This window comes from Marinobacter albus (genome assembly GCF_030238305.1).
In the GTDB taxonomy this organism is placed as follows: Bacteria; Pseudomonadota; Gammaproteobacteria; order Pseudomonadales; family Oleiphilaceae; genus Marinobacter; species Marinobacter albus.
Window position 1 is genome coordinate 302,822 of record NZ_JASSQD010000002.1, and the last position, 21,545, is coordinate 324,366.

A 21,545-nucleotide genomic window follows, 5' to 3' on the forward strand; every position below is an offset into this window, starting at 1 on the left:
ACGGTTGAGGACTTTTTCTGTTTTCCTTTCTGTGTTGCATTGCCTATGGTTATAGAAAGGGGCTCCATCTGGGAGCCACTGCAATCAGATTCAGCGGGAGGAGACCTGTCCATGCGCTCACTGAAAGTCTCTGATGTCATGTGGAATCACATTGAACCCGTTCGGTGTGGCACGCCGTTGACTCGAGTGGTGAAAACCCTTCTCCAGAACCATGTGACTGGGTTGCCCGTCGTCGACGATCAGCGGCACGTACTGGGCTTTGTGTCGGAACAGGATTGCATCCATTCCCTGTTGGTCAGCAGTTACCACTGTGAGGGGGATCCCATTGTTGACGACGTGATGTTCCGCGAGCCGGTCACGATCTCGCCGGAGATGGCCGTTGTGGATCTCGCCCAGAACCTCGGGGCCGGCAAGCCCAAAGTTTTCCCGGTTGTGGATCATGGCAAACTGATTGGTATTGTGACGCGTACGGCTATTCTGGCGGAACTGGCGCGGGCGGGTTGCGGAATCGAGCTGCCCAAGTTCGTCAGTGCTGACGACTGATACCAACTTTCTCCAAGCCGAGGATGCTATGGAACTCCTATCCACCAATCTCTGTTTCGACGGCGAGCACCGTCGTTACCGGCACCACTCAGCGACGCTGGAATGCGACATGGAATTTGCGGTGTTCCTGCCGCCGCGGGCGGTGGCTCGGGAAACGCGCAAAGTACCAGTGCTGTACTGGCTTTCAGGTCTGACCTGCACCGACCAGAACTTCATGCAGAAGGCCGGGGCCATGAAACGGGCGGCGGAGCTGGGCCTCGCCATCGTCTGCCCCGACACCAGCCCTCGCGGCCTCAATCTCCCCGGAGAGGATGACGAATACGACTTCGGCACCGGCGCCGGGTTTTACATCAACGCCACGCAACAACCCTGGGCGCCCCATTACCGGATGTACGATTACGTGGTCAAGGAACTGCCACAGCTGGTTGAGAACGAGCTGCCGGTGACTGACCAGCGATCCGTCAGCGGCCACTCCATGGGCGGGCATGGTGCCTTGATTGCGGCCCTGAAAAACCCGGGTCGCTACGCCTCGGTCTCAGCCTTCGCGCCGATAGCCAATCCAACCGAGTGCCCCTGGGGCAGGAAAGCGTTTTCGGGGTACCTTGGGGAGGATGTGAAAGCCTGGGAGGAGTGGGACGCCACCCTGCTGATTCCAACGGCGCGGGAACGGTTACCGCTGCTGATTGACCAGGGAACCGCGGATGACTTTCTGGACACCCAGCTCAACCCGGATGCCCTCGCGGAGGCCTGCGAGACCTTCCATCATCACATCAATCTCCGTATGCATCGCGGCTACGACCACAGCTATTTCTTCATCGCCTCGTTTATCGACGATCATCTCGTCTACCACGCCGAGGCTCTGGGGCTTCGCTGATCAGGGGGCGGCGCGGATTCAGGTCCGGAAGCCCCAGATTCGACTGAAATCCATCGAGGGCATGATTTCGGGCTCTTCGAGAGCCCGAATATTGAACTCCAGAAGGCTGGTGTCCCGTTCAAAGGTGCCATTGTAGCGATTGCCACGGGGGCCGAAGATGGCCTGCACGAACGGGCCGCGGGCGCGGAGCGGTCGGCTGGTAACCACTCCCACTTCATTGTTGTCGAGCCTCACCAGGATGCCGGGCGGATAGTCCCCCAATACCTGAAGCAGCGCCCTGGGAATGGCTGGGCGGAACTTGCCGTCGCCGAGCGTGGCGATGAGCCGGCGGGCGTCCGCCACGTTCATACGGGCGCGATAGGCCCGTTTGGTAATCATGGCCACGTAACGCTCGGACAGTGCCAGAATTTCCGCTTCCGGGCGTATGTCGCTGCCGCTCAATCCCTGCGGATAGCCGGAGCCATCCGCCTGTTCGTGATGCTGGGCAATAATGGTATTCATCAGCTTGTTATTGATGCCGGCAGCCTGGAGGGCCTGGATGCTGCGTTGCGGATGTTTCTGAATCACGTTGCGTTGATCGTCGGTCAACAACTTGTTGGAGGCATTCAGTTGATCGGCAACCGGCACCAGCGCGAGGTTGGCGGTAAGAGCAGCGGCGGTGAGCACGCTGATGCGTTTTTCCTCCAGTCCGAACTGGCGCGCGACGAACTGGCTGAGGATGGCATAGAACAGCGTTTGTTCGAGGATGTTCGGGCCGATGGAATAGAGGTGAACCAGTGCAAGGCTGGCATCGGGCGCCTCGGAGCAGGTCCGTTCAATCATCCGCGAAAGTCCCATCAGCTGCTTCTGGGCTGAGGGATCGCCTTCTGTTATGGCGTTGAGCGTGGTTTCCAGCGCATGAAGCAGGTCGGGATAATCGGCAAACGGATTTCGTTCGCGAGCATCCTCGAAGATCTCCTCGTGGGGACGTTCGATCTTCCTCGGCTCGAACCGGCCTCGCTCGAACAGTTGTTCCAGCTGGGAATTGGTCTGAATCACGTAGCCCTGGCGCAGCAATACGTTGCCGTCGGCGTCGTAGACGTTCCACGGCAGGGGGCGGCCCAGCTCAAGAGCGCCGGGTGCGATTCGGACAAGATTGCGCAAGATCGAGTGTCCTGTTGACAGAGTTAACAGTGTACGAGTGTACCCCCGAACGGGCTTCGGCCTCTATATCTCCTTGATGCAGGAGGCTTCTTTTGCCCGATTTGCCAGTGCAAAGGGCGGCAGCGGGTTTAAGGACTGAGCAGTGGTTCACGTTTTGTGACGGTGCGTCACCGATTTGTAAAATCTCGTGCTGGCATAGGGAACCTTCCCGAGCCTTGAGCTAAGCTACCGAGCTAAACAACCCTATCATCGGTTCTCATACCTGATGTTTTACCGCCTCAAGACGGATTTCCGCCTCTCGATTATCACGCTGCTCGGTGCCAGTGCCATTCTGGGCATAACACCGTTTGCGGTATTTCGATTCGTGCAGGGCAATCTTCTGGCCGCGCTGGTCGACGTCACTATCCTGGCGGGGATTATCGTCAGCGTAACCTACGCCTGGCTGACCGGCCGAACTGAACGCAGTGGGCTGTTCCTGGCGGTGATGACCTCCTCCAGTGCTGTGGTGGTGGGGGCAGTAACCGGCGAGCCGGGTCTGTTCTGGGTATTTCCCTGTCTGGTCACCAGTTTCTTTCTGGCGCGTCCGCGTCTGGCCATCATCATCAACATCGGCGCCATCCTTGCCCTGATGGTCCAGGTCGATATCTTCCGGTCGGCGGTTCAGATGTGGTCGTTCGCGGCGGGCGCGGTGGTCGTCAGTGCCTGTGCCTACGTTTTTGCCCACCGGAATGAAAGCCAGCGTGAACGACTGGAGCACCTGGCCACCATTGACCCGCTGACCGGTGTCCGCAACCGGCGTTCCATGGATCAGGAACTGGCTCTCGCGGTCGCCAGTGCCGACCGCACTGGCCTGCCCTACGCGGTGGCCCTGCTGGATCTCGATCACTTCAAGAAAATCAACGACGAGTACGGTCACAGCGTCGGTGATGAAGTGCTTGTGGATATGGTCGCCCTGACCCGGCAGAACACCCGGCGAACGGATCACCTGTTTCGCTACGGCGGTGAAGAGTTCGTGCTGTTGTTACCGGGTACCCATGGCGCCGGGCTGAAAACGGCATTGAACAATCTGCAACAGATTCTCCGGAAACACCTCAAACACCCCGGCGGCCCGGTCACCGCGTCGTTCGGTGTCGCCCAGCTCGCGCACGGAGAGAGTGTCGATAGTTGGCTGGCCCGCGCCGACGCCGCCCTGTACCAGGCAAAAGCCTCCGGTCGCGATTGCATCATTTATGCGGATCCGGACCCGGAGCAAAGCGAAACAGCCTCCAGCCAAGAAGAATGCTCGCTGACGTAAGCCCTCCGGTCAGCCCCACCCAGAAGCCGGCAGCTCCCATTGCTGGCCGGATCACGTCGGTAAAGGTGAGCAGATAGCCCAGCGGCAGCCCCAGGCCCCAGAACGAAAACAGCATGATGAACATGGGGGTCCGGGTGTCCTTGTAACCCCGCAGGGCACTGATGCAGGTCACCTGGATTACGTCCGCAATCTGGAACAGGGCAGCAAACAGGAGCAGCCGGATGGTGACCTGTTGCACCTCGACTTCGCTGGTGTATAGCGCCGCGATGCCCTCGGTAAATACCCAGAGCAGCACGGCGAAGACCAGTGCGGTGGCTGCCGCCAGGATCAAAGAGCTGCGGGAAATCAGCCGGGCGGTGTCGGGTGTGCCGGCGCCCATGAGAAAACTCACTCGCAAGGTCAGCGCCATGCCAATGCTCAGGGGCAGCATGAACAGCAGCGACACCACGTTCAGGGCGATCTGGTGGCCGGCGACGACGACCGGTCCCAGAGGTGCCAGAAACAGGGCAATGACCGAAAACATGCTGGCTTCGACAAAAATCGTGAAGCCGATGGGCACACCGAGCTTCAGGATATAGACCAGGCCGGCCAGCTCCGGTTTTACCCAATCGGCGAGCAGGTGGAACCGGCGATAGGCGGCGCTGCGATTGAGGTACACCAGCAGTGCAACGGCGGCGACGCCGTTGGACAGGGAGGTGGCCCAGCCGCAGCCAATGCCGCCCATTGCCGGTAGCCCCAGCTTGCCGTAGATGAAAATGTAGTTGAGCGGCAGGTTGATCAGGGTGCTCAGGACGGAGAAGGCCATGATCACCCGGGTATGGCCAAGTCCGTCGGTCAGCCCCCGCAGGGCGGTCATCATCAGCATGGCGGGCACGCCCCAGGCAAAGGCATCCAGGTAGCCCTGGGTAATGCCGGCGGTGTGGACTTCCAGGTTCAGCAGGGCCAGCACCGGGTGCACGTGGGTCAGCAAGAGGATCATTACCACCGACCCGGCGGCCGCCAGGTACAACCCCTGCCAGGTGGCCGGCATGATCCGGTCCAGCGTTCGGGCGCCGTTGTAGCCGGAGATGATCGGCTGCAGGGCTCCGAGCAGCCCCATGAAGAACAGGAACAGTGGCATCCACAGGCTGCTGCCAATGCCCACGGCCGCCAGGTCCTCGGCGCTGGCATGGCCGGCCATAACAGTATCGATCACGCCGTTGGCCATCTGCGCAACCTGGGCAATCAGGATGGGGCCGCCGAGCATCGCCAGGGTTCGCCATTCGCCCAGGGTCTGGTGCACCAGCGGCTGGCGGGGTTCCGGTAGGGGCTGGTGGGTTTCGTCCATAGCGTGGCAGGTCCGGGTGTCCGTTCATGATATTGGCGTTCCCTGCCACGAGCAGGCAGGGTAGGCATGGTAACCCATTCGTGCCGGGTGCGGGCATCGGGGTTTCTGCGTCTGGCCCTGTCCCCGCCTGAAAATTCCGCGCAAAACGGGTAAAGTACGCGCCTCGGTTTTCAAGGGTGGCTGTCACGATGGGATTACTGGTTTTTGTTACGGTTCTGTGGGCATTCTCGTTCAGCCTGATCGGCGAGTTTCTGGCCGGCCAGGTGGACAGTGATTTCGCGGTACTCAGCCGGGTCCTGCTGGGTGCCCTGGTGTTCCTGCCATTTACCCGTTGGCGGGGTGTACCCTCCGGCATGAAACTGGGCATCCTGGTGACCGGCATGCTGCAGTTCGGAATCACCTACCTCTGCCTGTACCGGTCGTTCGGTTATCTGACGGTGCCGGAAGTCCTGCTGTTTACCATCTTCACACCGCTTTACGTGACGCTGATCGATGATGCCCTGTTCCGGCGCTTTTCACCGGTCGCACTGGTGGCCGCGGGCATCGCGACCCTGGGCGCGGGCATCATTCGTTACGACGGGCTCAGCGAGGATTTCATCACCGGTTTCCTGTTGTTGCAGGTCGCGAACTTCACCTTTGCTGCCGGTCAGGTGGGGTACAAGCACATCATGCGGCACTATCCCCTGGAGCTGCCCGCGTTCCGCACCTTTGGCTATTTCTTTATCGGTGCGTTGCTCATTGCGCTGCCGTCGTTCCTGATTTTCGGCAATGCCGAGCGCCTGCCGTCCACCTCCCTGCAATGGGGCATTCTGGCCTGGCTGGGCCTGGCCGCTTCGGGGCTTGGCCTGTTCCTGTGGAACCGGGGTGCCTGCTATGTGGACGCCGGTACCCTGGCGATCATGAACAACGCGCTGGTGCCCGCCGGTTTGCTCGTCAACCTGCTGATCTGGAACCGGGATGCCGATCTGATGCGCCTGGCCATCGGAGGCGGCGTGATCGCCTTTTCGCTGTGGGTCAACGCCCGCTTCCATCCCCGCGCCCGCCTCGTGGCAACAGCGTAGGTATTTGCTCGTACTAAGGTCTTTGACGGTCTTGCCGATATCGACCGGATTACAGGATCGTGCCTGATAACTACAATGGGTAGCATGGGCATGGTTACCTGCGGTCCGTCGTTTCGTTTTCAGATCCGAATCAAAGAGCAGCGACCACCTCAGTGACATGTCCCGGGGCCTGAAAGATCTGGTGGCACGCTTTATCAGCAAAAACGGCTAGTTAGCTTTTCGTGCTCCGGCACGGCGTCGGGCACCTTCCGTCCGATGCCGTGCCGACGCTGGAATCGCGCCGCCAGTGCTGGCAGAATCGCGCTCCAACAGTCCGGGCATGGCCCGGGCGTTCGTCGTCGTTTTCTATTCCTCAGCCACACGCACAGGAAGCAATCATGACTCAGTCCACTTCGGCTTCGGGCAATGGCGCAGCGGCTTCTCGCGGTCTCTGGTCATCCCGGTTGGCCTTCATCCTGGCCGCAACCGGTTCTGCCGTCGGCCTCGGCAATATCTGGAAGTTCCCCTACGTAACCGGTGAGAACGGTGGCGGTGCCTTCGTACTGGTGTACCTGCTGTGTATCGCCGTGATCGGTATTCCGATCATGATGGCGGAAGTCTTCATTGGTCGTAACGGCCGGCACAACCCGATCACCAGCATGCGTCTGGTGGCCGAGCGCAACCTGAAATCGCCTCTGTGGCGGGCCTCGGCGATTGTCGGCATGATCGCCGCGTTCGTCATTCTGTCGTTCTATTCGGTGATCGGTGGCTGGTCGGCGTCCTACATTGAGCACGCGGCCATGGGCGACTTCACCGGGGGTACCGCGGAATCCATCGGTGATCTGTTCGGCGGTTTGCTGGCGAGCCCCGTCCAGTTACTGATCTGGCACACCATCTTCATGGCTCTGGTGGTTCTGGTGGTTTCCCGAGGCCTCAAGGGTGGCCTGGAACGAGCCGCCACGATCCTGATGCCGGCCCTGTTCATTCTGCTGCTGGCTGCGGTAGGTTACGCCACCACCACCGGCCATTTCGGTGAAGCCGTCAGCTTCCTGTTCACCCCGGACTTCGGTGCCCTGTCGATCAGTGGTGTGCTGATTGCCCTGGGACATGCCTTTTTCACCCTGAGTCTGGGCATGGCGATCATGATGGCCTACGGGTCCTACCTGGGCCGGGATGTTTCCATCGCCCGTACCGCGATCAGCGTGGCGATCATGGACACGGTGGTGGCATTGCTGGCCGGGCTGGCGATTTTCCCGGTGGTGTTTGCCAACGGCCTGGAAGCCGGTGCGGGTCCTGGACTGATTTTCCAGACCCTGCCGCTGGCATTCGGCAACATGCCCCTGGGCGGTCTCTTCGGCACCCTGTTCTTTGTTCTGCTGCTGTTCGCCGCCTGGACGTCCGGCATTTCCCTGCTGGAACCCGTGGTCGAGTGGGTGGAAGAGAGAAGCAGCCTGGGTCGTTCCGCTAGTGCCATTCTGGTGGGGGTGTTGTGCTGGGCGCTGGGCATCGCCTCGATCCTTTCGCTGAACGTCTGGTCGGACTTTGCACCGCTGGGTATGTTTGAGCGGTTTGACGGCAAGACCATCTTCGATCTGCTCGACTATGTGACTGCCAATATCATGCTGCCACTGTCAGGCTTGCTGACCGCGGTCTTTGTCGGCTGGTTTGTGGCCAGGGAGTCCCTGAAGCTGGACCTGGCTCTGGAAGGAGGCGCGTTCACCCTCTGGTACAACCTGATCCGCTTCGTCACCCCGGTTGCGGTCGTCATCGTGTTTGCCTATAACCTGATGGCCTGATCCGGCGGCAATTGTCGTCAGACCGAAAACCCGGCTCCTCGTGAGCCGGGTTTTTTTGTGCCGGGAGGCCTACTCGGGCTGCGAGAACGACCTCAGGATATCGAGGTGCGGGCGGACCGCTTCAACGTCTTCCTGAGGCGCATCCTTGGCGCTCTCCATGGCTCTCATGGCGTTCTCCATCATGGCCCGCATCTGCGCTTTCTGGGCCTCGGTCAGGTGGGGGCTGTTCTCGATCTCCGCCAGGGCCGAAGCCATTTCCTGCCGGGCCTCCGGGTTTTGCCGTTCCAGTTCAATCGCCATCCACGCGCGGTAGATCCGGTCACCCGTGGCGCCCCATTCCTCAAGATCGCTGAAGCCGTGGTCCTGGGCAATATCTTCCAGGCGTCCATAGGCCGGCTGGCCTTCCATCGAGGACAGGGTGTCGGAAAAGATGTGGGCGAAATCCGGCATCTCGGATTCCTGGTCGGTGGCCATCTCATCGGCGAGTGCTTCGAACTCGGGTTCCAGGGACTCCGCGGCTTTCATGGTGTCAACGAACGAGCGGATGGTCTGTTCTGTCAGGTCGCGGGCCTGGGCAGGCAGGGAAGCCAGGGCCAGAACAGCAATCAGTAACGGGGTCAGCAGGTGGGCCAGCGGGTTCTGGTGGTCGGGGTAGGGTTGAATCATGGGTACTCTCCTTGTTGATCGGCCCCGGTTCCTTGAGTCCGGGGCCGTGATCTGAGAGTAATGCGTAGTTCGGAAATCTGCCACCCACAGGGGGCCGGGGTGGCAGATTCAGACCGTCAGAAGAACAGATCTGGTAACCAAGTCGCGATCTCCGGGAACACCATGATCAGTCCAAGCCCGACGATTTCCACGATGACGAACGGAATGATCGACTTGTAGATGTCGGTCATGGTGATGCCGGGCGGCACGATGCCTTTCAGGTAAAACAGGTTGAATCCGAACGGCGGTGTCATGTAGCCGATTTCCATGTTGATCACGAACAGGATGCCGAACCAGATCGGATCGAAGCCCAGGTTCTCCACGATGGGCATGAACACCGGCAGGGTGATCAGCATGATGCCGACCGGATCCAGAACCATGGCCAGCAGGAACACGATCACCATCATCGCGATAATGATCCCCCAGGGCCCGCCAGGAATCATGTTCATCAGGCTTTCAATCAGTTCCTGCGCGCCCATGCTCTGATAGGCCGCACTGAACGCATGGGCGGCGAACAGAATCCACATGATCATGCCGGTGAGCTTGAAGGTGCGGATGGCCGCTTCCTGCATCACGCTCCACTTGAACTGGCGGTAAACCGCGGCGGAAATCAGCGCCCCGAGTACGCCCATGGCAGCCGCTTCGGTCGGTGTGGTGATGCCGCCGATGATGGAGCCAAGGACCATGATCACCACGCCGATTGGCAGGAGAACGGCCCGCAGGGCGCGCAATTTCTCCGGCCAGCTCGCGCGTTCCTCTTCCGGCAGTGCGGGTGCCAGTTCCGGCTGCAGGTGGCAGCGGACCAGGATATAGATGGCGGTGAGCACCATCAGCAGTATTCCGGGCATGATGCCGGCGGCGAACATCTGGCCGACCGACACACCGGTGATCAGGGCGTACAGGATCATCAGGATGCTGGGCGGTATCAGGATGCCCCAGCCACCGCCGGTGTTGATCACGCCCAGGGCCATGCTGCGGTCATAGCCGCGCTCCAGCATCGATGGCAGGGCGATCGTGCCCATGGCCACCACGGCCGCGCCACTGATGCCCACCATGGCGGCAAACACCGCGCAGATAATCAGGGTACCCAGCGCCAATCCGCCCCGGAGGCCGCCGCACCAGAGGTGCATCATGCGATACAGGTCCCGGGCTACCCCAGTGCGTTCCAGCACCATGGCCATGAACACGAACAGCGGGATTGCCACCAGCGTAAAGCTGCCCATGGTGCCCCAGATCTGGGAGGCCACCATATAGAAGGAGTCAAAGCCCCAGGTGAAATACAGGAACACCACGGAGACGCCACCAAGCACGAATGCCAGTGGCAGTCCCAGCAGCAGGAAAAACAGCAGGGCGCCAAAGAACAGCAGGGTCAGGACTTCAATGCTCACAGCTGTTCTCCTTCGGAATCACCCGCGTCCGGCGTGTAGTAATCCAGGTCGAACGCTACGGCTATGTCTTCCAGCAGCTTGACCAGCCCCTGCAGGACCAGCAGGCCGGTGCCCAGGGGGATGGCGAGCTTCACCGGCCAGATCGGCGGATTCCAGGCCGAGTAGGAGGTTTCCCAGCTGGACATGGATTCCTGGGCCATGTCGACCCCGAACCACAGCAGGGCCAGGGTAAAAATGAAGAACACCAGTGATGTGAACATATCCATGAGCGCCCGTTTGCGCGGCGCCAGGTGGGAATGCAGCAGGTCGACGTTCACGTGCCCGCGATGGGCCATGATGTAACCGCCGGACATCACCGCGTAGATTCCGAACAGCATCTGGGTCAGCTCGTTGGTCCAGACCGTGGGCGAGTTGAGCAGGTAGCGAAAGCCAACCTCCAGCAACAGAAACGCGAACATGGCGAAAATGAGGAGGGCTATCCATCGCCCGACGAAATCATTGAGACGGGTGACCCCTCTCATGAATGCGGTCAACACACCCATGGCTTTCTCCAGAAGGACGGTGATTTTTATCGGAGGCAAAAAAGCCGGAGACGCGATGCTCCGGCCTGGTTTGTGCCTGGTATGCGGGGCTTACAGGTAACCCAGCTCGGCCAGGTAGTCTTTCAGCATGGCCAGCGCCTTCTTGGCGTTGTCGCTGCGTTTGGCTTCCTCGTCCCACATTTTCTGGGCGGTTTGCACCAGCTTGTTCTGGACCTCGTCCGGCAGGACATTCACCTCGACACCCTGCTCGGCAATCGCCTTGGCCAGGGTGATGCGTTCCTTATACTGGTACTCGTTGGTGCGGATCCAGAACTGCTCCTGCAGTGTGTCCTTGACGATTTTCTGCATGTCTTCCGGCAGCTTGTCGAGCGCTTTCTGGCTGACAATGATCGCGTCGGTGCCGGCGATGTTGAGGGCGGGCTGCACGTGGTACTTGGCGACTTCGTAAAGACCCATGCTGAAGGCACCCTGGGACGCACCCCAATGGGCGCCGTCGACAATGCCGGAATCCAGCGCGGTGTAGAGCTCACCGCCCGGTATATAGGAAGCGGCCGCACCTGCTTCGGTCAGGAAGGTCTGCAGTGCGCCGGAAGAACGGATCTTCAGGCTGGTGAAATCGTCCCAGCTGGTGATCGGCTTCTTCACCACCATCTCGGTCGGGTATACCTTGTCGGTGGCCCAGTAGACACCATGCTCGGCAGCTTCGTCCCGAAGCATTTGCTCGAAGCCCAGGTTCTGGTGGAAGTAAGCGGCTTCCCAGACATTGCGGAATGCGAACGGCAGGCCGGAGGCAATGCCGGCGAGCGATATCTTGTCCTGGGCGTAGGCCGGGGAGATGGTGCCCATTTCGAGAATGCCACGGCTGACGGCGTTGAAGGTCTCCTTGGCCTTGAACAGGGCGCCGGCCTCATAGAGCTTCAGCTGCAGACGTCCATCGGTGCGCTCGTCCAGAACCCGCTGCAGTCGTTCGAGGCTGTCGGTATAGGAGCTGCTGGAACCCGGCCAGTGTGACTGGACCTTCCAGGTGTAGGTTTCCTGGGCAGCGGCCGGGCCGGCACTCAGGGCGGCCGAAATCCCCAGGGTCAGGGCCGACGCGTAAACGGTCAGGGTTTTGCGGGCATGTGCAAAAAGAGTCATGAGGGGCCTCATTCGTTGTTGTAATGATGTCTCTTGGTGTTTCACTGTGCAGAACTGTTAACTGCATGGTGAATTTGTGTTCTCTGAATCTATCACAAGATCGGTCGTTTGCAATAGGATGTTTGGGCACCACAACCGAAAACTGTGTCAGAAGGATAGCCCAATGATCGACGTTCAGCAGGCCGACGGTGTTCTCCACCTCGTGATTAACCGTCCGGAAAAGAAAAACGCGCTGACCCGGAGCATGTACGAGGCCCTGGCCCGCGCGGTGAGCGTTGCCAACGAGGATGAGCAGGTCAGTGCCATTGTCGTTTCCGGGGCCGGAGCGGTGTTTACCGCCGGCAACGATCTGGATGATTTCCGCGCCCGCGCCACCGATGACAACCCCAGGCCCTCGGCGGGACTGGCCTTTATCGAAACCCTGATGAATTGCGATACCCCGGTGATCGCCGCCGTTGAAGGCCTGGCCATCGGTATCGGTACCACCATGCTGCTGCATTGCGATTCGGTAATCTCGGCCCGGAGTGCAACCTTCAAGACCGCATTCGTCGATCTGGGCCTGGTGCCGGAGGCGGCCTCGACGGTGACCATGCCGCTGCACCTGGGGGCCCGACGGGCGGCGGACCTGTTATTGCTCGGTGAGGTGCTCAACGGTGACGAGGCCCGGGAGTGCGGACTGGTCAGCAAGGTGGTGGATGATGGCTGCGCCGTGCACGAGGCGCTCGCGCTGGCCCGGCGGCTGGCCGGCAAGCCGCGGGACGCCTTGCGGGCCAGCAAGCAACTGATGCGCGCGCCCTGGCGGGAACAGATCAAGGAAGCGCTGGAGCGGGAGCGGACGGTGTTTACCGAGCGGCTCCGGTCGGACGACTGCCGGGCGGCACTGGCCCGACTGGGCCGGCGCTGACTGTCAGTGTGCGTGCCTGTCCCAGTAGGGCGCGCGCAGCTCCCGCTTGAGCACTTTGCCGATGGTTGAACGCGGCAGGTCGTTCCGGAATTCAAGGGTGGCCAGGCGCTGGGACTTGCCCAGCCGTTCATTGGCCCAGTCGAGAATGTCGGCCACGCTGTCGGTGTACCCGGGGCGCCTTACCACCAGCCCCAGCGGTGTCTCGCCCCAGTGCTCGCTGGGAATCCCGATTACTGCGGCATCAGCCACGGCCGGATGGGCCAGGAGCACTTTCTCCAGATCCACCGCGTAGATGTTGAACCCCCCGGAAATGATCATGTCCTTGCGACGGTCAAGAATGTAGACGAAGCCGTCCTCGTCAATGCGTCCCATGTCGCCGCTGCGGTAGAAAATCTCGCCTTCCGGGCTGGTCCACAGCATCTCCTCCGTCTGTTCGGGCCGGTTGATATAGCCGCGCATCATCGAGATGGCGCGCCCGACAATCTCGCCAATCTCGCCCTGCCCCAGTTCCCGGCCGGCCTCGTCAATCACTCGTACCTCGGCGCCTTCGGTGGGCGTTCCTACCGACTCCCACTTGTCCGGATGGGCGGCACAGTCCAGACAGGTGGAAATGCCGCCCTCGGTCAGGCCATAGACTTCCCGGATGTTACCGGGCCAGCGCGCCATGGCGTCGGCGATTACCTCGGCCCGTAAGGGCGCACTGGTGCAGAGCTTCAAGCTGTAGCTGGACAGGTCAAACCGGTCGAAATCCGGTTCCGCCAGGATGCGCTGATACTGGACCGGGACCAGCATGGCGTGGGTGACCCGGTGCTGCTCCGACAGCTCCAGGAACCGATGCGCGTTGAATTTCGCCATCAGGACCAGGGTGCCGCCGTAGAAGAGGGTCGGCAAAACCGACACCAGGGTGGTGTTCGAGTACAGCGGGGTGGAAACCAGGTTGATGGCATCGCCGTCCAGACCGAACCGGCTCATGCGCAGGATCTGGCGCTGGCGAAAACGGTAGTCGTGCAGGATCCCCTTGGGCGTGCCGGTGGTGCCGGAGCTGTAAATAATGTTGAAGGGGGCATCGAGGGTGACGGCGGCTGGTGCGGGGATGGCAGAAACGCCGTCAAGCCAGTCCGGCAGACAGGCACCGATTCCGTCCCCGTTTCCCCGGAGCGCGAGGATGCGGCTGTCGTCCAGGGTTGTCAGTTGCGACCGCAACGTTGACAGCAGCTCGGCATTTTTCGGCGACACAAACAGGAAGCGCGCTTCACAGTCCTCCAGCATCAGGGCCAGCGCGTTTGCACTGGCCATGCCGGACAGCGGCACCATGCACCCACCGGCAACCAGGGTGCCCAGGTACAGCGCGACGTAGTCTGCACTGTTTTCGGACACGGCAGCGACGGCCTCGCCCGGTTCCAGGCCGGCCTCCCGGAGGCGGTTGGCAATCCGGTTGACCCGGTCAATCAGGGCGCCCCAGCTGACGGTCCCCTCCTCGTCGATGATTGCCGGCTGGTCTGCCCGTTGACTGGCGTGCTGCTGGATCTGGTGTCCGATGGGGTTCAGGGGTTCGCCGGCCTCCACGGGTGCGAAGACGGGCATCGATTGCATGTTGTTTTTCATTTTGCGACGCTCCGGTGCTATGGTGTTTTGACTAGTGAAACTATCTTTCGAATATATTGACTCAAAACCGGAAGGCGTGACAAATTATTGCGACAGTAATAGCCGCCGGGACAACAAGAATCCAGAAACATAAGGAGCAAGTGGCATGGCGCGTTTTGAAAACCGGACTGCCATCGTAACCGGTGCCGGCAGCGGTATCGGCCGGGCGACGGCCCTGCGCCTGGCCCGTGAGGGGGCCCGGGTGGTGATGGCGGATACCTCCGAATCGGGACTGGTTGAAACGGAAAACAGTATGCCCGAGGGCTCGAAGCACCTGCGCCGTGTGGTGGACGTGGCCAACGAAGCCGAAGTGGAAGCCCTGGTCGAGGAAACCCTGGCGAGCTTCGGCAAGATTGATGTCCTGTGCAACATCGCCGGCATCGCCAGCACCACAGGCAAGCATCCGCCGGTCACCGGTAACCTGCGCGAGGAGTGGGACAAGGTCCTGTCGGTAAACCTGGTGGGTACCATGCTCCTGATCAAGCACGTGGCGCCGCACATGCAGGCCCGCAAGCTGGGTTCGATCGTCAATACGGCGTCGGTGGCAGGTATTCGTTCCGGCGCCGGCGGCAACGCCTACAGTGCCTCCAAGGCAGGTGTGATCAACCTCACCATGACCGCGGCCTGCGATTTGGGCAGCGACAATGTCAGGGTGAACGCGGTCTGCCCGGGCCTGGTCGAAAGTGGCATGACCCGGGCGGTATTCGATTACGCTCGCGCCAACGAGAAAGCCCACAAGCTGGGCTCCCGCTGCGAACTGCGTCGCTACGGCGACCCCGAGGAAATTGCGGCCGCCATCCTGTTTCTGGCCAGTGACGATGCCAGTTATATCACCGGCCAGGCATTGGCGGTGGATGGTGGCAACACCGCTTCACTTAACCTGCCGGGGATGAAAGTCTGATGGGCGATCACGATTCCGAGTTCCTCCATGGCGCCGAGCTGTCGGGCTTCCACAGCCTGCTGGGTTATCAACAGGCGGAATGGGTCGAGGGCGAGGCGGTCATTGCGCTGGAACTCCAGCCCAGGCACCTGAACCTCGCCGGTGTGATTCACGGTGGCGTGCTGACCTCGCTGCTGGACATCGCCATGGCACAGGCCGGCACCTATTGCCCCTATCCCGGTCGAATGCGCAAGGCCATCACCCTGTCTCTGACCACCACGTTCACCGGCCAGTGTTCGGGCGGAACCATCCGCGTGACTGGCCGCAAGCGTGCCGGTGGTACCCGGATTTTCAACAGCACCGGTGAAGTCCACGATGACCAGGGCAACCTGCTGGCCATTGCCGAAGGCACCTTCCGGATCCGGTCTGGCAGCGACAAGCCGGAAGGCGTCCCGATCTGAATTTTTGACAAGACCAACAAGAGGAAGCGGACATGTTTGAGCTGTCTGACAAGGCAAAAAAACTGCAGGCGCAGTTGAACGAGTTCATGGATGCGCACATCTATCCGAACGAGCACAAGCACCATGAACAGGTCGAGCAGGCCGAGAACCGCTGGGCGCCGGTGCCGATCATCGAGGAACTGAAGGTCAAGGCCAGGGCCGAGGGCCTGTGGAACCTGTTCCTGCCGGAGAGCGAGTACGGCGCCGGCCTGACCAACTTCGAATACGCCCACCTGTGCGAAATCATGGGGCGTTCGGAAATGGCACCGGAAGTGTTCAACTGCTCAGCGCCGGACACCGGCAACATGGAAACCATCGCCCGCTATGGCAACGCCGAGCAGCAGGAACAGTGGCTGAAACCCCTGCTGGCCGGCGAGATCCGCTCCTGTTTCTCCATGACCGAGCCGGATGTCGCGTCCTCCGACGCCACCAACGTTGCCTGCGAGATCCGCCGCGAGGGCGATGAGTACGTGATCAACGGCAAGAAATGGTGGTCCTCCGGTGCCATGACGACCACCAGCAAGATCGCCATTGTCATGGGCAAGACCGACCCGACGGCGGAAAAGCACAAGCAGCAGTCGATGATCCTGGTGCCGCTGGACGCGCCTGGCGTGAAGATGATCCGGCCGCTGACGGTGTTCGGCTACGACCACGCGCCTCACGGCCATGCCGAGATCCATTATGAGAACGTCCGCGTGCCGGCCAGCAACATGTTGCTGGGAGAAGGGCGGGGTTTCGAGATCGCCCAGGGCCGTCTCGGGCCGGGCCGCATCCACCATTGCATGCGCACCATCGGCGTGGCCGAGCGGGCGCTGGAGCTGATGTGCAAGCGCGCCAACGAACGCGAAGCTTTCGGCAAGCCGCTGTCGAGCTTTGATTCCATTCGCAAGGACATCGCCCGCAGCCGCATCGAGATTGAACAGGCCCGCCTGATGACCCTGAAGGCGGCCCACATGATGGACACCGTGGGCAACAAGGTGGCCCGCCAGGAGATTGCCATGATCAAGGTGATTGCCCCGAGCATGGCGCTGAAGGTAATCGACCGGGCCATCCAGGTGCACGGCGGTGCCGGTGTCAGTCAGGACACCTTCCTGGCAGCGGCCTGGGCCAAGGTGCGGACGTTGCGGCTGGCGGACGGGCCGGACGAGGTACACCTGGATTCGGTGGCCAAGCTGGAACTTCGCCAGTACCGCTGATTTGAATCATGGCCGCTGTTCACGTGTGTCGCGAGTTTTGAGTATGAGGATCTTGTTATGAACAACCCGCTTTTTGACATGACCGGCAAGGTTGCCCTGATTACCGGCTCCACCAAGGGTATTGGCCGTTCCATTGCGGAAGAAATGGCGCGCCTGGGCGCGAAAGTCGTCATCTCCAGCCGCAAGGCCGACGCCTGCGAGCAGGTGGCCAACGAGCTGAAGGAGCAGGGCTTCGAGGCTCTCGCCATTCCCTGCCATGTCGGTAAGAAAGAAGACCTTCAGAACCTGGTCGAGAAAACCAACGCAACCTGGGGTGCCATCGACGTACTGGTGTGCAACGCAGCCACCAACCCGGTCTACGGCCCGACGTCCGAAATGACCGACGAGGCCTGGGACAAGATCATGGACACCAACGTCAAGGGGACCTTCTGGCTCACCAACATGGTGCTGCCGCAGATGGCTGAGAAAGGCGAAGGCGCCGTGGTACTGCTGTCCAGTATCGCCGGTATCCGGGGCAACACCACCATCGGTACCTACGGCGTGTCCAAGGCCGCGGAAGCGGCGCTGGCCCGGAACCTTGCGGTTGAGTGGGGCCCGAAAGGCGTCCGCATCAACAGCATCGCCCCCGGCCTGATCAAGACCGACTTCGCCAAGGCGCTCTGGGAAGACCCTGTCCGGGTTAAGCGCGCGGAAGACAAGACTCCGCTTCGAAGAATCGGCGATCCGGTCGACATCGCCGGGCTGGCGGTGTTTTTGTCCACCAAGGCCAGTGCCTATATCACTGGTCAGGTGATCGTCGCCGATGGTGGGGAAACCATTTGTTGAGGCAGGTCCTTGTGAGTGGCGGTGGGCCGGCGAGTGGGTTGCCTTTCTTCCGGAAAAAAGAACTCGCTGCGCTCAGACACCTTTGTTCCCTGCAGAAAGGCAACCCACCCGCCGTCCGCTGAAACCGTTGCGGGCTGCGGTACACAAAGAGTTAAAGAAGGCTGAGACGATGAGTATTGAGCCGGAGTTGGTGGACGTTCTGCCAGCACACAAGTTCGACGAGTCCAGGCTGTTGGTTTGGCTGCAAAAAGAGTTGCCAGAGATTGGTAACCGACTGGACGTCAAACAATTTCAGGGCGGTCAGTCCAACCCCACGTTCCTGCTGGACACCGACAGTGGCCGTTATGTCCTGCGCAAGAAACCGCCCGGGAAAACCTTGCCCTCCGCCCACATGGTCGAGCGCGAGTACAAGGTAATGCGTGCTCTGTCGGAGCATACCACCGTGCCAGTGCCAAAGGTTCGGGTGCTGTGTGAGAACAGCGATGTCATTGGTACCCCGTTCTACGTCATGGACTACATGGAAGGCCGGATTGTCAGCCATTCGGCCCTTCGGGCGCTGGACCGTCATGAACGACTGCCGGCCCACCTCTCCGCCATCGACACTCTGGCAAAGCTGCATTCGGTGGATGTCAACGCCGTCGGCCTCGGTGATTTTGGCCGGCCCGAGGGTTACGTGGCCCGGCAGGTGTCGCGCTGGACCAAGCAATACCTGGCCTCCAAGACCGATGACATGCCAGCCATGGACAAACTGATGGCGTGGCTGCCGGAGAACCTGCCGTCCAGCGACGAGTGCGCCATCGCCCATGGGGATTACCGGTTTGGCAACCTGATGCTGGCGCCGGATAAGCCCGAGGTGATCGCCATCCTGGACTGGGAACTGTCCACCCTGGGGCATCCACTGGCGGATCTGGCCTATTACTGCCTGCCTTATTACCTGCCATCGGATTTGGAAGGCATGCGAGGGCTGCAAGGGGAGGACCTGGAGGCGCTGGGGATTCCCAACGAACAGGAAACCATCGCCCGATACTGCGCCCGGACCGGACGTGACGGCATTGATGACTGGCATGTGTATCTGGCGTTCTCGCTGTTCCGTCTGGCCGCCATCCTGCAAGGTGTCTACAAGCGTGCCCTGGATGGTAACGCCGCCAATGCCAACGCCCTGGACGTCGGTAAACGCGCCAGCCTGCTCGCTCAGGTGGGCTGGAAGATCGCCAGCGAAGGAGCAAAGTCATGACGGGTCCCATCGTTCAACGCATCCTGATCACCAACGACGACGGCATCAACGCCCCCGGGCTGGCGGTGTTGGAGGCCATTGCCAACAACCTGGCCGAAGAGGTCTGGGTGGTGGCGCCGGAGCATGATCGCAGTGGCGCCGGCCAGAGCATCTCCATCCACGATCCGCTGCGGGTTTACGAAACCGGTCCGAGGCGCTTTGCGGTGTCCGGCACCCCGGCGGATTGTGTGCTCTATTCCCTGGCCAAGTGGTTCGAGGAGAGTCCACCGGACCTGGTGCTTTCCGGCGTCAACTGCGGGGCCAATATCAGTGATTCGGTGCAGTACTCCGGCACGGTCGGTGCGGTGCTCAGTGCCGTGCACATGGACATTCCGGCCATCGCCCTGAGTCAGGCGTTTCTGTCCCGCGAGGGTATCCAGTGGGACCCGGTCCGGCGTTTTGGCGAGGCCGTTGTCCGCAAACTCTTTCAGCCGGACCAGGTGCGGGCCTGGAACGTCAATTTCCCCGCCTGCGAGGCCACCGCTATTACCCGGGCTCACTGGTGCCGCCAGTCCACCGGCTCCATTCAGCGCGCCCGGCTCATGGCCGGACGGGACGCCCGGAGCCTGCCCTACTGGTGGCTCGGCTTTGATCGCAACTCCCGCCACATCGTTGCGCCGGACGCCGACGTGACCGTGCTGCGGAACCAGGCCATCGCCATTACCCCCCTACGACACGAAGACCCCCTGCCCGGGGGCGTCAACGAATTCGATCTGTCCGCATTGGCGGCTGACTGATTAAAACCTGGAGAACAACAATGATGTTCACGCGCCATTACAAGGTCTGGCCCCACGAACTGCCCAAGACCATGACCCTTCCGAAGACCAGTGTGTTCACCAATCTGGAGATCTCGGCCCAACGGTTTCCGGACCACACGGCGATCATTTTCTACGATGCACCGATCACCTACCGTCGGCTGCTGGATGAGGTCGAGGCCATGGCGGGCTACCTGCAGGCCCAGGGCGTCAAGAAGGGTGACCGGGTGCTGCTGTACATGCAGAACTCGCCCCAGTACGTCATTTCCTACTACGCCATTCTCCGTGCGGATGCCGTGGTGATTCCGGTCAACCCGATGAACCGGGCTGCTGAACTGGAGCATTACATCGCCGATACGGGGGCTTCCGTGTGCCTCGCCGGCCAGGAGTTGGCCGGATTTATTTCGCCGTTGCTGTCGGAAACCGATCTTGAACAGGTGGTGGTGGCGTCCTACAGCGCCTACATCAAGCCGGATACCGATCTGGACCTGCCGGCGGAAGTGGCGGCGCCGGTGTGGTCCAAAGATCTTCCCGGCATGGTGAGCTGGGAAACGGCCATGGCCGCCCACCACACGCCGGCGCCCCATACGGCGACGCCGGATGACCTGGCGGTCATTCCCTATAGCTCCGGAACCACCGGTGCGCCCAAGGGCTGCATGCACACCCACCGGTCGGTGATGGCCACGGCCGTACATCGGGTGTTCTGGAATCTGAGCACCCCGGACAGCGTGCAGCTGGCGACCCTGCCGTTCTTCCACGTGACGGGCATGACCGGCTCCATGAACGGTCCCATTTACAGCGGTTCGACGTCCGTGATCATGACCCGCTGGGAGCGCACCACGGCGGCGCGACTCATTGAGCGGTACAGCGTCACTGGCTGGACCAACATCGTGACCATGGCGGTGGACTTCCTGTCCAATCCGGACATCGGCAAGTACGACCTTTCCAGCCTCAACATGATCGGGGGCGGTGGCGCCGCCATGCCGGTTGCAGTGGCTGAAAAGCTGAAAGCGATGACCGGGCTGGACTACATCGAAGGCTATGGCCTGTCCGAGACCATGGCGGCTACCCACATCAATCCGAACGCCAATCCCAAACCCCAGTGTCTGGGAATCCCGGTGTTCGACGTGGACAGCCGCATCATCGATGTGGAAACCCTGGAAGAAAAGGCCCCGGGCGAGACCGGCGAGATTGTCTCCTGTGGCCCCCAGGTCACGATCGGCTACTGGAACCGGCCGGCGGAGACCGAGGCGGCCTTTGTGGAAATCGACGGCAAACGCTTCTTCCGCACCGGAGATCTGGGTTACTACGACGAGGATGGCTATTTCTTCATGGTCGATCGCGTCAAGCGCATGATCAACGCCTCGGGCTTCAAGGTCTGGCCGTCCGAGGTGGAAGGTCTCATGTACCGGCACCCGGCCATCCACGAGGTCTGCATCATTTCCTCGCCCGATCCCAAGCGGGGCGAGACCGTGAAGGCCTGCATCGTGCTGACCCCGGAAGCGGACGGCAAGACCTCGGTCGAGGACATCACCGGCTGGTGCAAGGAGCAGATGGCCGCCTACAAGGTGCCCACGCTGGTCGAGTTCGTGGAGACGCTCCCAAAGTCGCCCACCGGTAAATTGATGTGGCGCGCCCTTCAGGAAGAAGAGTGGAAGAAAAATGCCTAGAAATATTTAAAATCGATACCTAAGATTCGCACTGCGAAACATGATTTTAAATAATTGACAATTGAGACGATCAATGTAATTGTTTCAATCAAGCCGCAGGGCCGCCATG

Annotated in this window: 20 protein-coding genes; 13 read left to right on the forward strand and 7 right to left on the reverse strand. The window is 61.1% G+C overall.

The annotated features are described in order from the left end of the window. The first annotated feature begins 111 nt into the window (after positions 1-111). Both QQF73_RS12910 and fghA read left to right on the forward strand, forming a co-directional pair. Positions 112-543 (forward strand): CBS domain-containing protein, encoded by a 432-nt coding sequence (locus QQF73_RS12910; RefSeq protein ID WP_218636300.1) that lies wholly within the window; start codon positions 112-114, stop codon positions 541-543. A 28-nt stretch (positions 544-571) separates the two neighbouring features. Next, on the forward strand, positions 572-1,417 hold the full coding sequence (fghA, locus tag QQF73_RS12915) for an S-formylglutathione hydrolase (protein ID WP_219867652.1): 846 nt from the start codon (positions 572-574) through the stop codon (positions 1,415-1,417). 18 nt (positions 1,418-1,435) lie between these two features. Here the strand turns inward: fghA and QQF73_RS12920 are convergent, their stop codons facing one another. After that, positions 1,436-2,560, reverse strand: coding sequence for an HD-GYP domain-containing protein (locus QQF73_RS12920; RefSeq protein ID WP_285368461.1), 1,125 nt, complete (start codon positions 2,558-2,560; stop codon positions 1,436-1,438). A 265-nt stretch (positions 2,561-2,825) separates the two neighbouring features. On the opposite strand from QQF73_RS12920, the gene QQF73_RS12925 reads away from it, so the two are divergent. Then, a complete protein-coding gene (locus QQF73_RS12925; protein WP_219867654.1) occupies positions 2,826-3,854 on the forward strand; it encodes a GGDEF domain-containing protein in 1,029 nt (342 codons plus the stop codon). On the opposite strand, the gene QQF73_RS12930 is transcribed toward QQF73_RS12925, so the two are convergent. Beyond that, positions 3,784-5,181 (reverse strand): MATE family efflux transporter, encoded by a 1,398-nt coding sequence (locus QQF73_RS12930; protein ID WP_219867655.1) that lies wholly within the window; start codon positions 5,179-5,181, stop codon positions 3,784-3,786. The genes QQF73_RS12925 and QQF73_RS12930 overlap by 71 nt on opposite strands. A gap of 188 nt (positions 5,182-5,369) precedes the next feature. On the opposite strand from QQF73_RS12930, the gene QQF73_RS12935 reads away from it, so the two are divergent. Together QQF73_RS12935 and QQF73_RS12940 are read left to right on the forward strand one after the other, a co-directional pair. Further along, a complete protein-coding gene (locus QQF73_RS12935) occupies positions 5,370-6,242 on the forward strand; it encodes a carboxylate/amino acid/amine transporter (protein WP_219867656.1) in 873 nt (290 codons plus the stop codon). A gap of 377 nt (positions 6,243-6,619) precedes the next feature. After that, positions 6,620-8,017 (forward strand): sodium-dependent transporter, encoded by a 1,398-nt coding sequence (locus QQF73_RS12940; RefSeq protein WP_219867657.1) that lies wholly within the window; start codon positions 6,620-6,622, stop codon positions 8,015-8,017. 69 nt (positions 8,018-8,086) lie between these two features. Here QQF73_RS12940 and QQF73_RS12945 read toward each other — a convergent pair whose 3' ends face one another. The 4 genes from QQF73_RS12945 to dctP all read right to left on the reverse strand — a co-directional run bounded on the left by QQF73_RS12945 (position 8,087) and on the right by dctP (position 11,789). Then, entirely contained in the window at positions 8,087-8,683 is a 597-nt protein-coding gene (locus QQF73_RS12945) for a hypothetical protein (RefSeq protein ID WP_219867658.1), read from the reverse strand. A gap of 116 nt (positions 8,684-8,799) precedes the next feature. Beyond that, positions 8,800-10,110: a TRAP transporter large permease gene (locus QQF73_RS12950; RefSeq protein WP_219867659.1), complete on the reverse strand. Its 1,311-nt coding sequence runs from the start codon at positions 10,108-10,110 to the stop codon at positions 8,800-8,802. After that, on the reverse strand, positions 10,107-10,652 hold the full coding sequence (locus tag QQF73_RS12955; protein ID WP_219867660.1) for a TRAP transporter small permease subunit: 546 nt from the start codon (positions 10,650-10,652) through the stop codon (positions 10,107-10,109). Before QQF73_RS12955 ends, QQF73_RS12950 begins: the two co-directional genes overlap by 4 nt. A gap of 90 nt (positions 10,653-10,742) precedes the next feature. Then, the gene (gene dctP / locus QQF73_RS12960; protein ID WP_219867661.1) at positions 10,743-11,789 is read right to left on the reverse strand and encodes a TRAP transporter substrate-binding protein DctP; all 1,047 of its coding nucleotides are present in this window, start codon (positions 11,787-11,789) and stop codon (positions 10,743-10,745) included. A 163-nt stretch (positions 11,790-11,952) separates the two neighbouring features. Between dctP and QQF73_RS12965 the strand changes: the two genes are divergently transcribed. After that, positions 11,953-12,693 (forward strand): enoyl-CoA hydratase/isomerase family protein, encoded by a 741-nt coding sequence (locus QQF73_RS12965; RefSeq protein ID WP_219867662.1) that lies wholly within the window; start codon positions 11,953-11,955, stop codon positions 12,691-12,693. 3 nt (positions 12,694-12,696) lie between these two features. Here the strand turns inward: QQF73_RS12965 and QQF73_RS12970 are convergent, their stop codons facing one another. After that, positions 12,697-14,298, reverse strand: coding sequence for a class I adenylate-forming enzyme family protein (locus tag QQF73_RS12970; RefSeq protein WP_285368462.1), 1,602 nt, complete (start codon positions 14,296-14,298; stop codon positions 12,697-12,699). Between the two features lie 145 nt (positions 14,299-14,443). Between QQF73_RS12970 and QQF73_RS12975 the strand changes: the two genes are divergently transcribed. The 7 genes from QQF73_RS12975 (at position 14,444) to QQF73_RS13005 (ending at position 21,436) form a co-directional block, all read left to right on the forward strand. After that, positions 14,444-15,238 carry an SDR family NAD(P)-dependent oxidoreductase gene (locus QQF73_RS12975; RefSeq protein ID WP_219867664.1) on the forward strand — a complete coding sequence of 265 codons (795 nt, stop codon included), beginning with the start codon at positions 14,444-14,446 and terminating at the stop codon, positions 15,236-15,238. Beyond that, positions 15,238-15,678, forward strand: coding sequence for a PaaI family thioesterase (locus tag QQF73_RS12980; protein ID WP_285368464.1), 441 nt, complete (start codon positions 15,238-15,240; stop codon positions 15,676-15,678). Before QQF73_RS12975 ends, QQF73_RS12980 begins: the two co-directional genes overlap by 1 nt. Positions 15,679-15,710: 32 nt before the next feature. Continuing rightward, a complete protein-coding gene (locus tag QQF73_RS12985) occupies positions 15,711-16,913 on the forward strand; it encodes an acyl-CoA dehydrogenase family protein (protein ID WP_219867666.1) in 1,203 nt (400 codons plus the stop codon). 57 nt (positions 16,914-16,970) lie between these two features. After that, positions 16,971-17,738, forward strand: a complete 768-nt coding sequence (locus QQF73_RS12990; RefSeq protein WP_219867667.1) for an SDR family NAD(P)-dependent oxidoreductase — start codon at positions 16,971-16,973, stop codon at positions 17,736-17,738. A gap of 169 nt (positions 17,739-17,907) precedes the next feature. Continuing rightward, entirely contained in the window at positions 17,908-18,972 is a 1,065-nt protein-coding gene (locus QQF73_RS12995) for a phosphotransferase (protein ID WP_219867668.1), read from the forward strand. Continuing rightward, positions 18,969-19,748, forward strand: a complete 780-nt coding sequence (surE, locus tag QQF73_RS13000) for a 5'/3'-nucleotidase SurE (RefSeq protein WP_219867669.1) — start codon at positions 18,969-18,971, stop codon at positions 19,746-19,748. Before QQF73_RS12995 ends, surE begins: the two co-directional genes overlap by 4 nt. 23 nt (positions 19,749-19,771) lie before the next feature. Then, positions 19,772-21,436 (forward strand): long-chain fatty acid--CoA ligase, encoded by a 1,665-nt coding sequence (locus QQF73_RS13005; protein WP_285368676.1) that lies wholly within the window; start codon positions 19,772-19,774, stop codon positions 21,434-21,436. The last annotated feature ends 109 nt before the right edge of the window (positions 21,437-21,545 follow it).

What these genes read in the sequence shown, in the direction of transcription:
- QQF73_RS12925 (WP_219867654.1), top strand. Translation starts at nt 2,826, where the DNA reads ATGTTTTACCGCCTCAAGACGGATTTCCGCCTCTCGATTATCACGCTG.
- dctP (WP_219867661.1), bottom strand. Translation starts at nt 11,789, where the DNA reads ATGACTCTTTTTGCACATGCCCGCAAAACCCTGACCGTTTACGCGTCG.
- QQF73_RS12970 (WP_285368462.1), bottom strand. Translation starts at nt 14,298, where the DNA reads ATGAAAAACAACATGCAATCGATGCCCGTCTTCGCACCCGTGGAGGCC.
- surE (WP_219867669.1), top strand. Translation starts at nt 18,969, where the DNA reads ATGACGGGTCCCATCGTTCAACGCATCCTGATCACCAACGACGACGGC.
- QQF73_RS12975 (WP_219867664.1), top strand. Translation starts at nt 14,444, where the DNA reads ATGGCGCGTTTTGAAAACCGGACTGCCATCGTAACCGGTGCCGGCAGC.
- QQF73_RS12935 (WP_219867656.1), top strand. Translation starts at nt 5,370, where the DNA reads ATGGGATTACTGGTTTTTGTTACGGTTCTGTGGGCATTCTCGTTCAGC.
- QQF73_RS12945 (WP_219867658.1), bottom strand. Translation starts at nt 8,683, where the DNA reads ATGATTCAACCCTACCCCGACCACCAGAACCCGCTGGCCCACCTGCTG.
- QQF73_RS13005 (WP_285368676.1), top strand. Translation starts at nt 19,772, where the DNA reads ATGTTCACGCGCCATTACAAGGTCTGGCCCCACGAACTGCCCAAGACC.
- QQF73_RS12930 (WP_219867655.1), bottom strand. Translation starts at nt 5,181, where the DNA reads ATGGACGAAACCCACCAGCCCCTACCGGAACCCCGCCAGCCGCTGGTG.
- QQF73_RS12965 (WP_219867662.1), top strand. Translation starts at nt 11,953, where the DNA reads ATGATCGACGTTCAGCAGGCCGACGGTGTTCTCCACCTCGTGATTAAC.
- QQF73_RS12955 (WP_219867660.1), bottom strand. Translation starts at nt 10,652, where the DNA reads ATGGGTGTGTTGACCGCATTCATGAGAGGGGTCACCCGTCTCAATGAT.
- fghA (WP_219867652.1), top strand. Translation starts at nt 572, where the DNA reads ATGGAACTCCTATCCACCAATCTCTGTTTCGACGGCGAGCACCGTCGT.
- QQF73_RS12990 (WP_219867667.1), top strand. Translation starts at nt 16,971, where the DNA reads ATGAACAACCCGCTTTTTGACATGACCGGCAAGGTTGCCCTGATTACC.
- QQF73_RS12985 (WP_219867666.1), top strand. Translation starts at nt 15,711, where the DNA reads ATGTTTGAGCTGTCTGACAAGGCAAAAAAACTGCAGGCGCAGTTGAAC.
- QQF73_RS12940 (WP_219867657.1), top strand. Translation starts at nt 6,620, where the DNA reads ATGACTCAGTCCACTTCGGCTTCGGGCAATGGCGCAGCGGCTTCTCGC.
- QQF73_RS12995 (WP_219867668.1), top strand. Translation starts at nt 17,908, where the DNA reads ATGAGTATTGAGCCGGAGTTGGTGGACGTTCTGCCAGCACACAAGTTC.
- QQF73_RS12980 (WP_285368464.1), top strand. Translation starts at nt 15,238, where the DNA reads ATGGGCGATCACGATTCCGAGTTCCTCCATGGCGCCGAGCTGTCGGGC.
- QQF73_RS12910 (WP_218636300.1), top strand. Translation starts at nt 112, where the DNA reads ATGCGCTCACTGAAAGTCTCTGATGTCATGTGGAATCACATTGAACCC.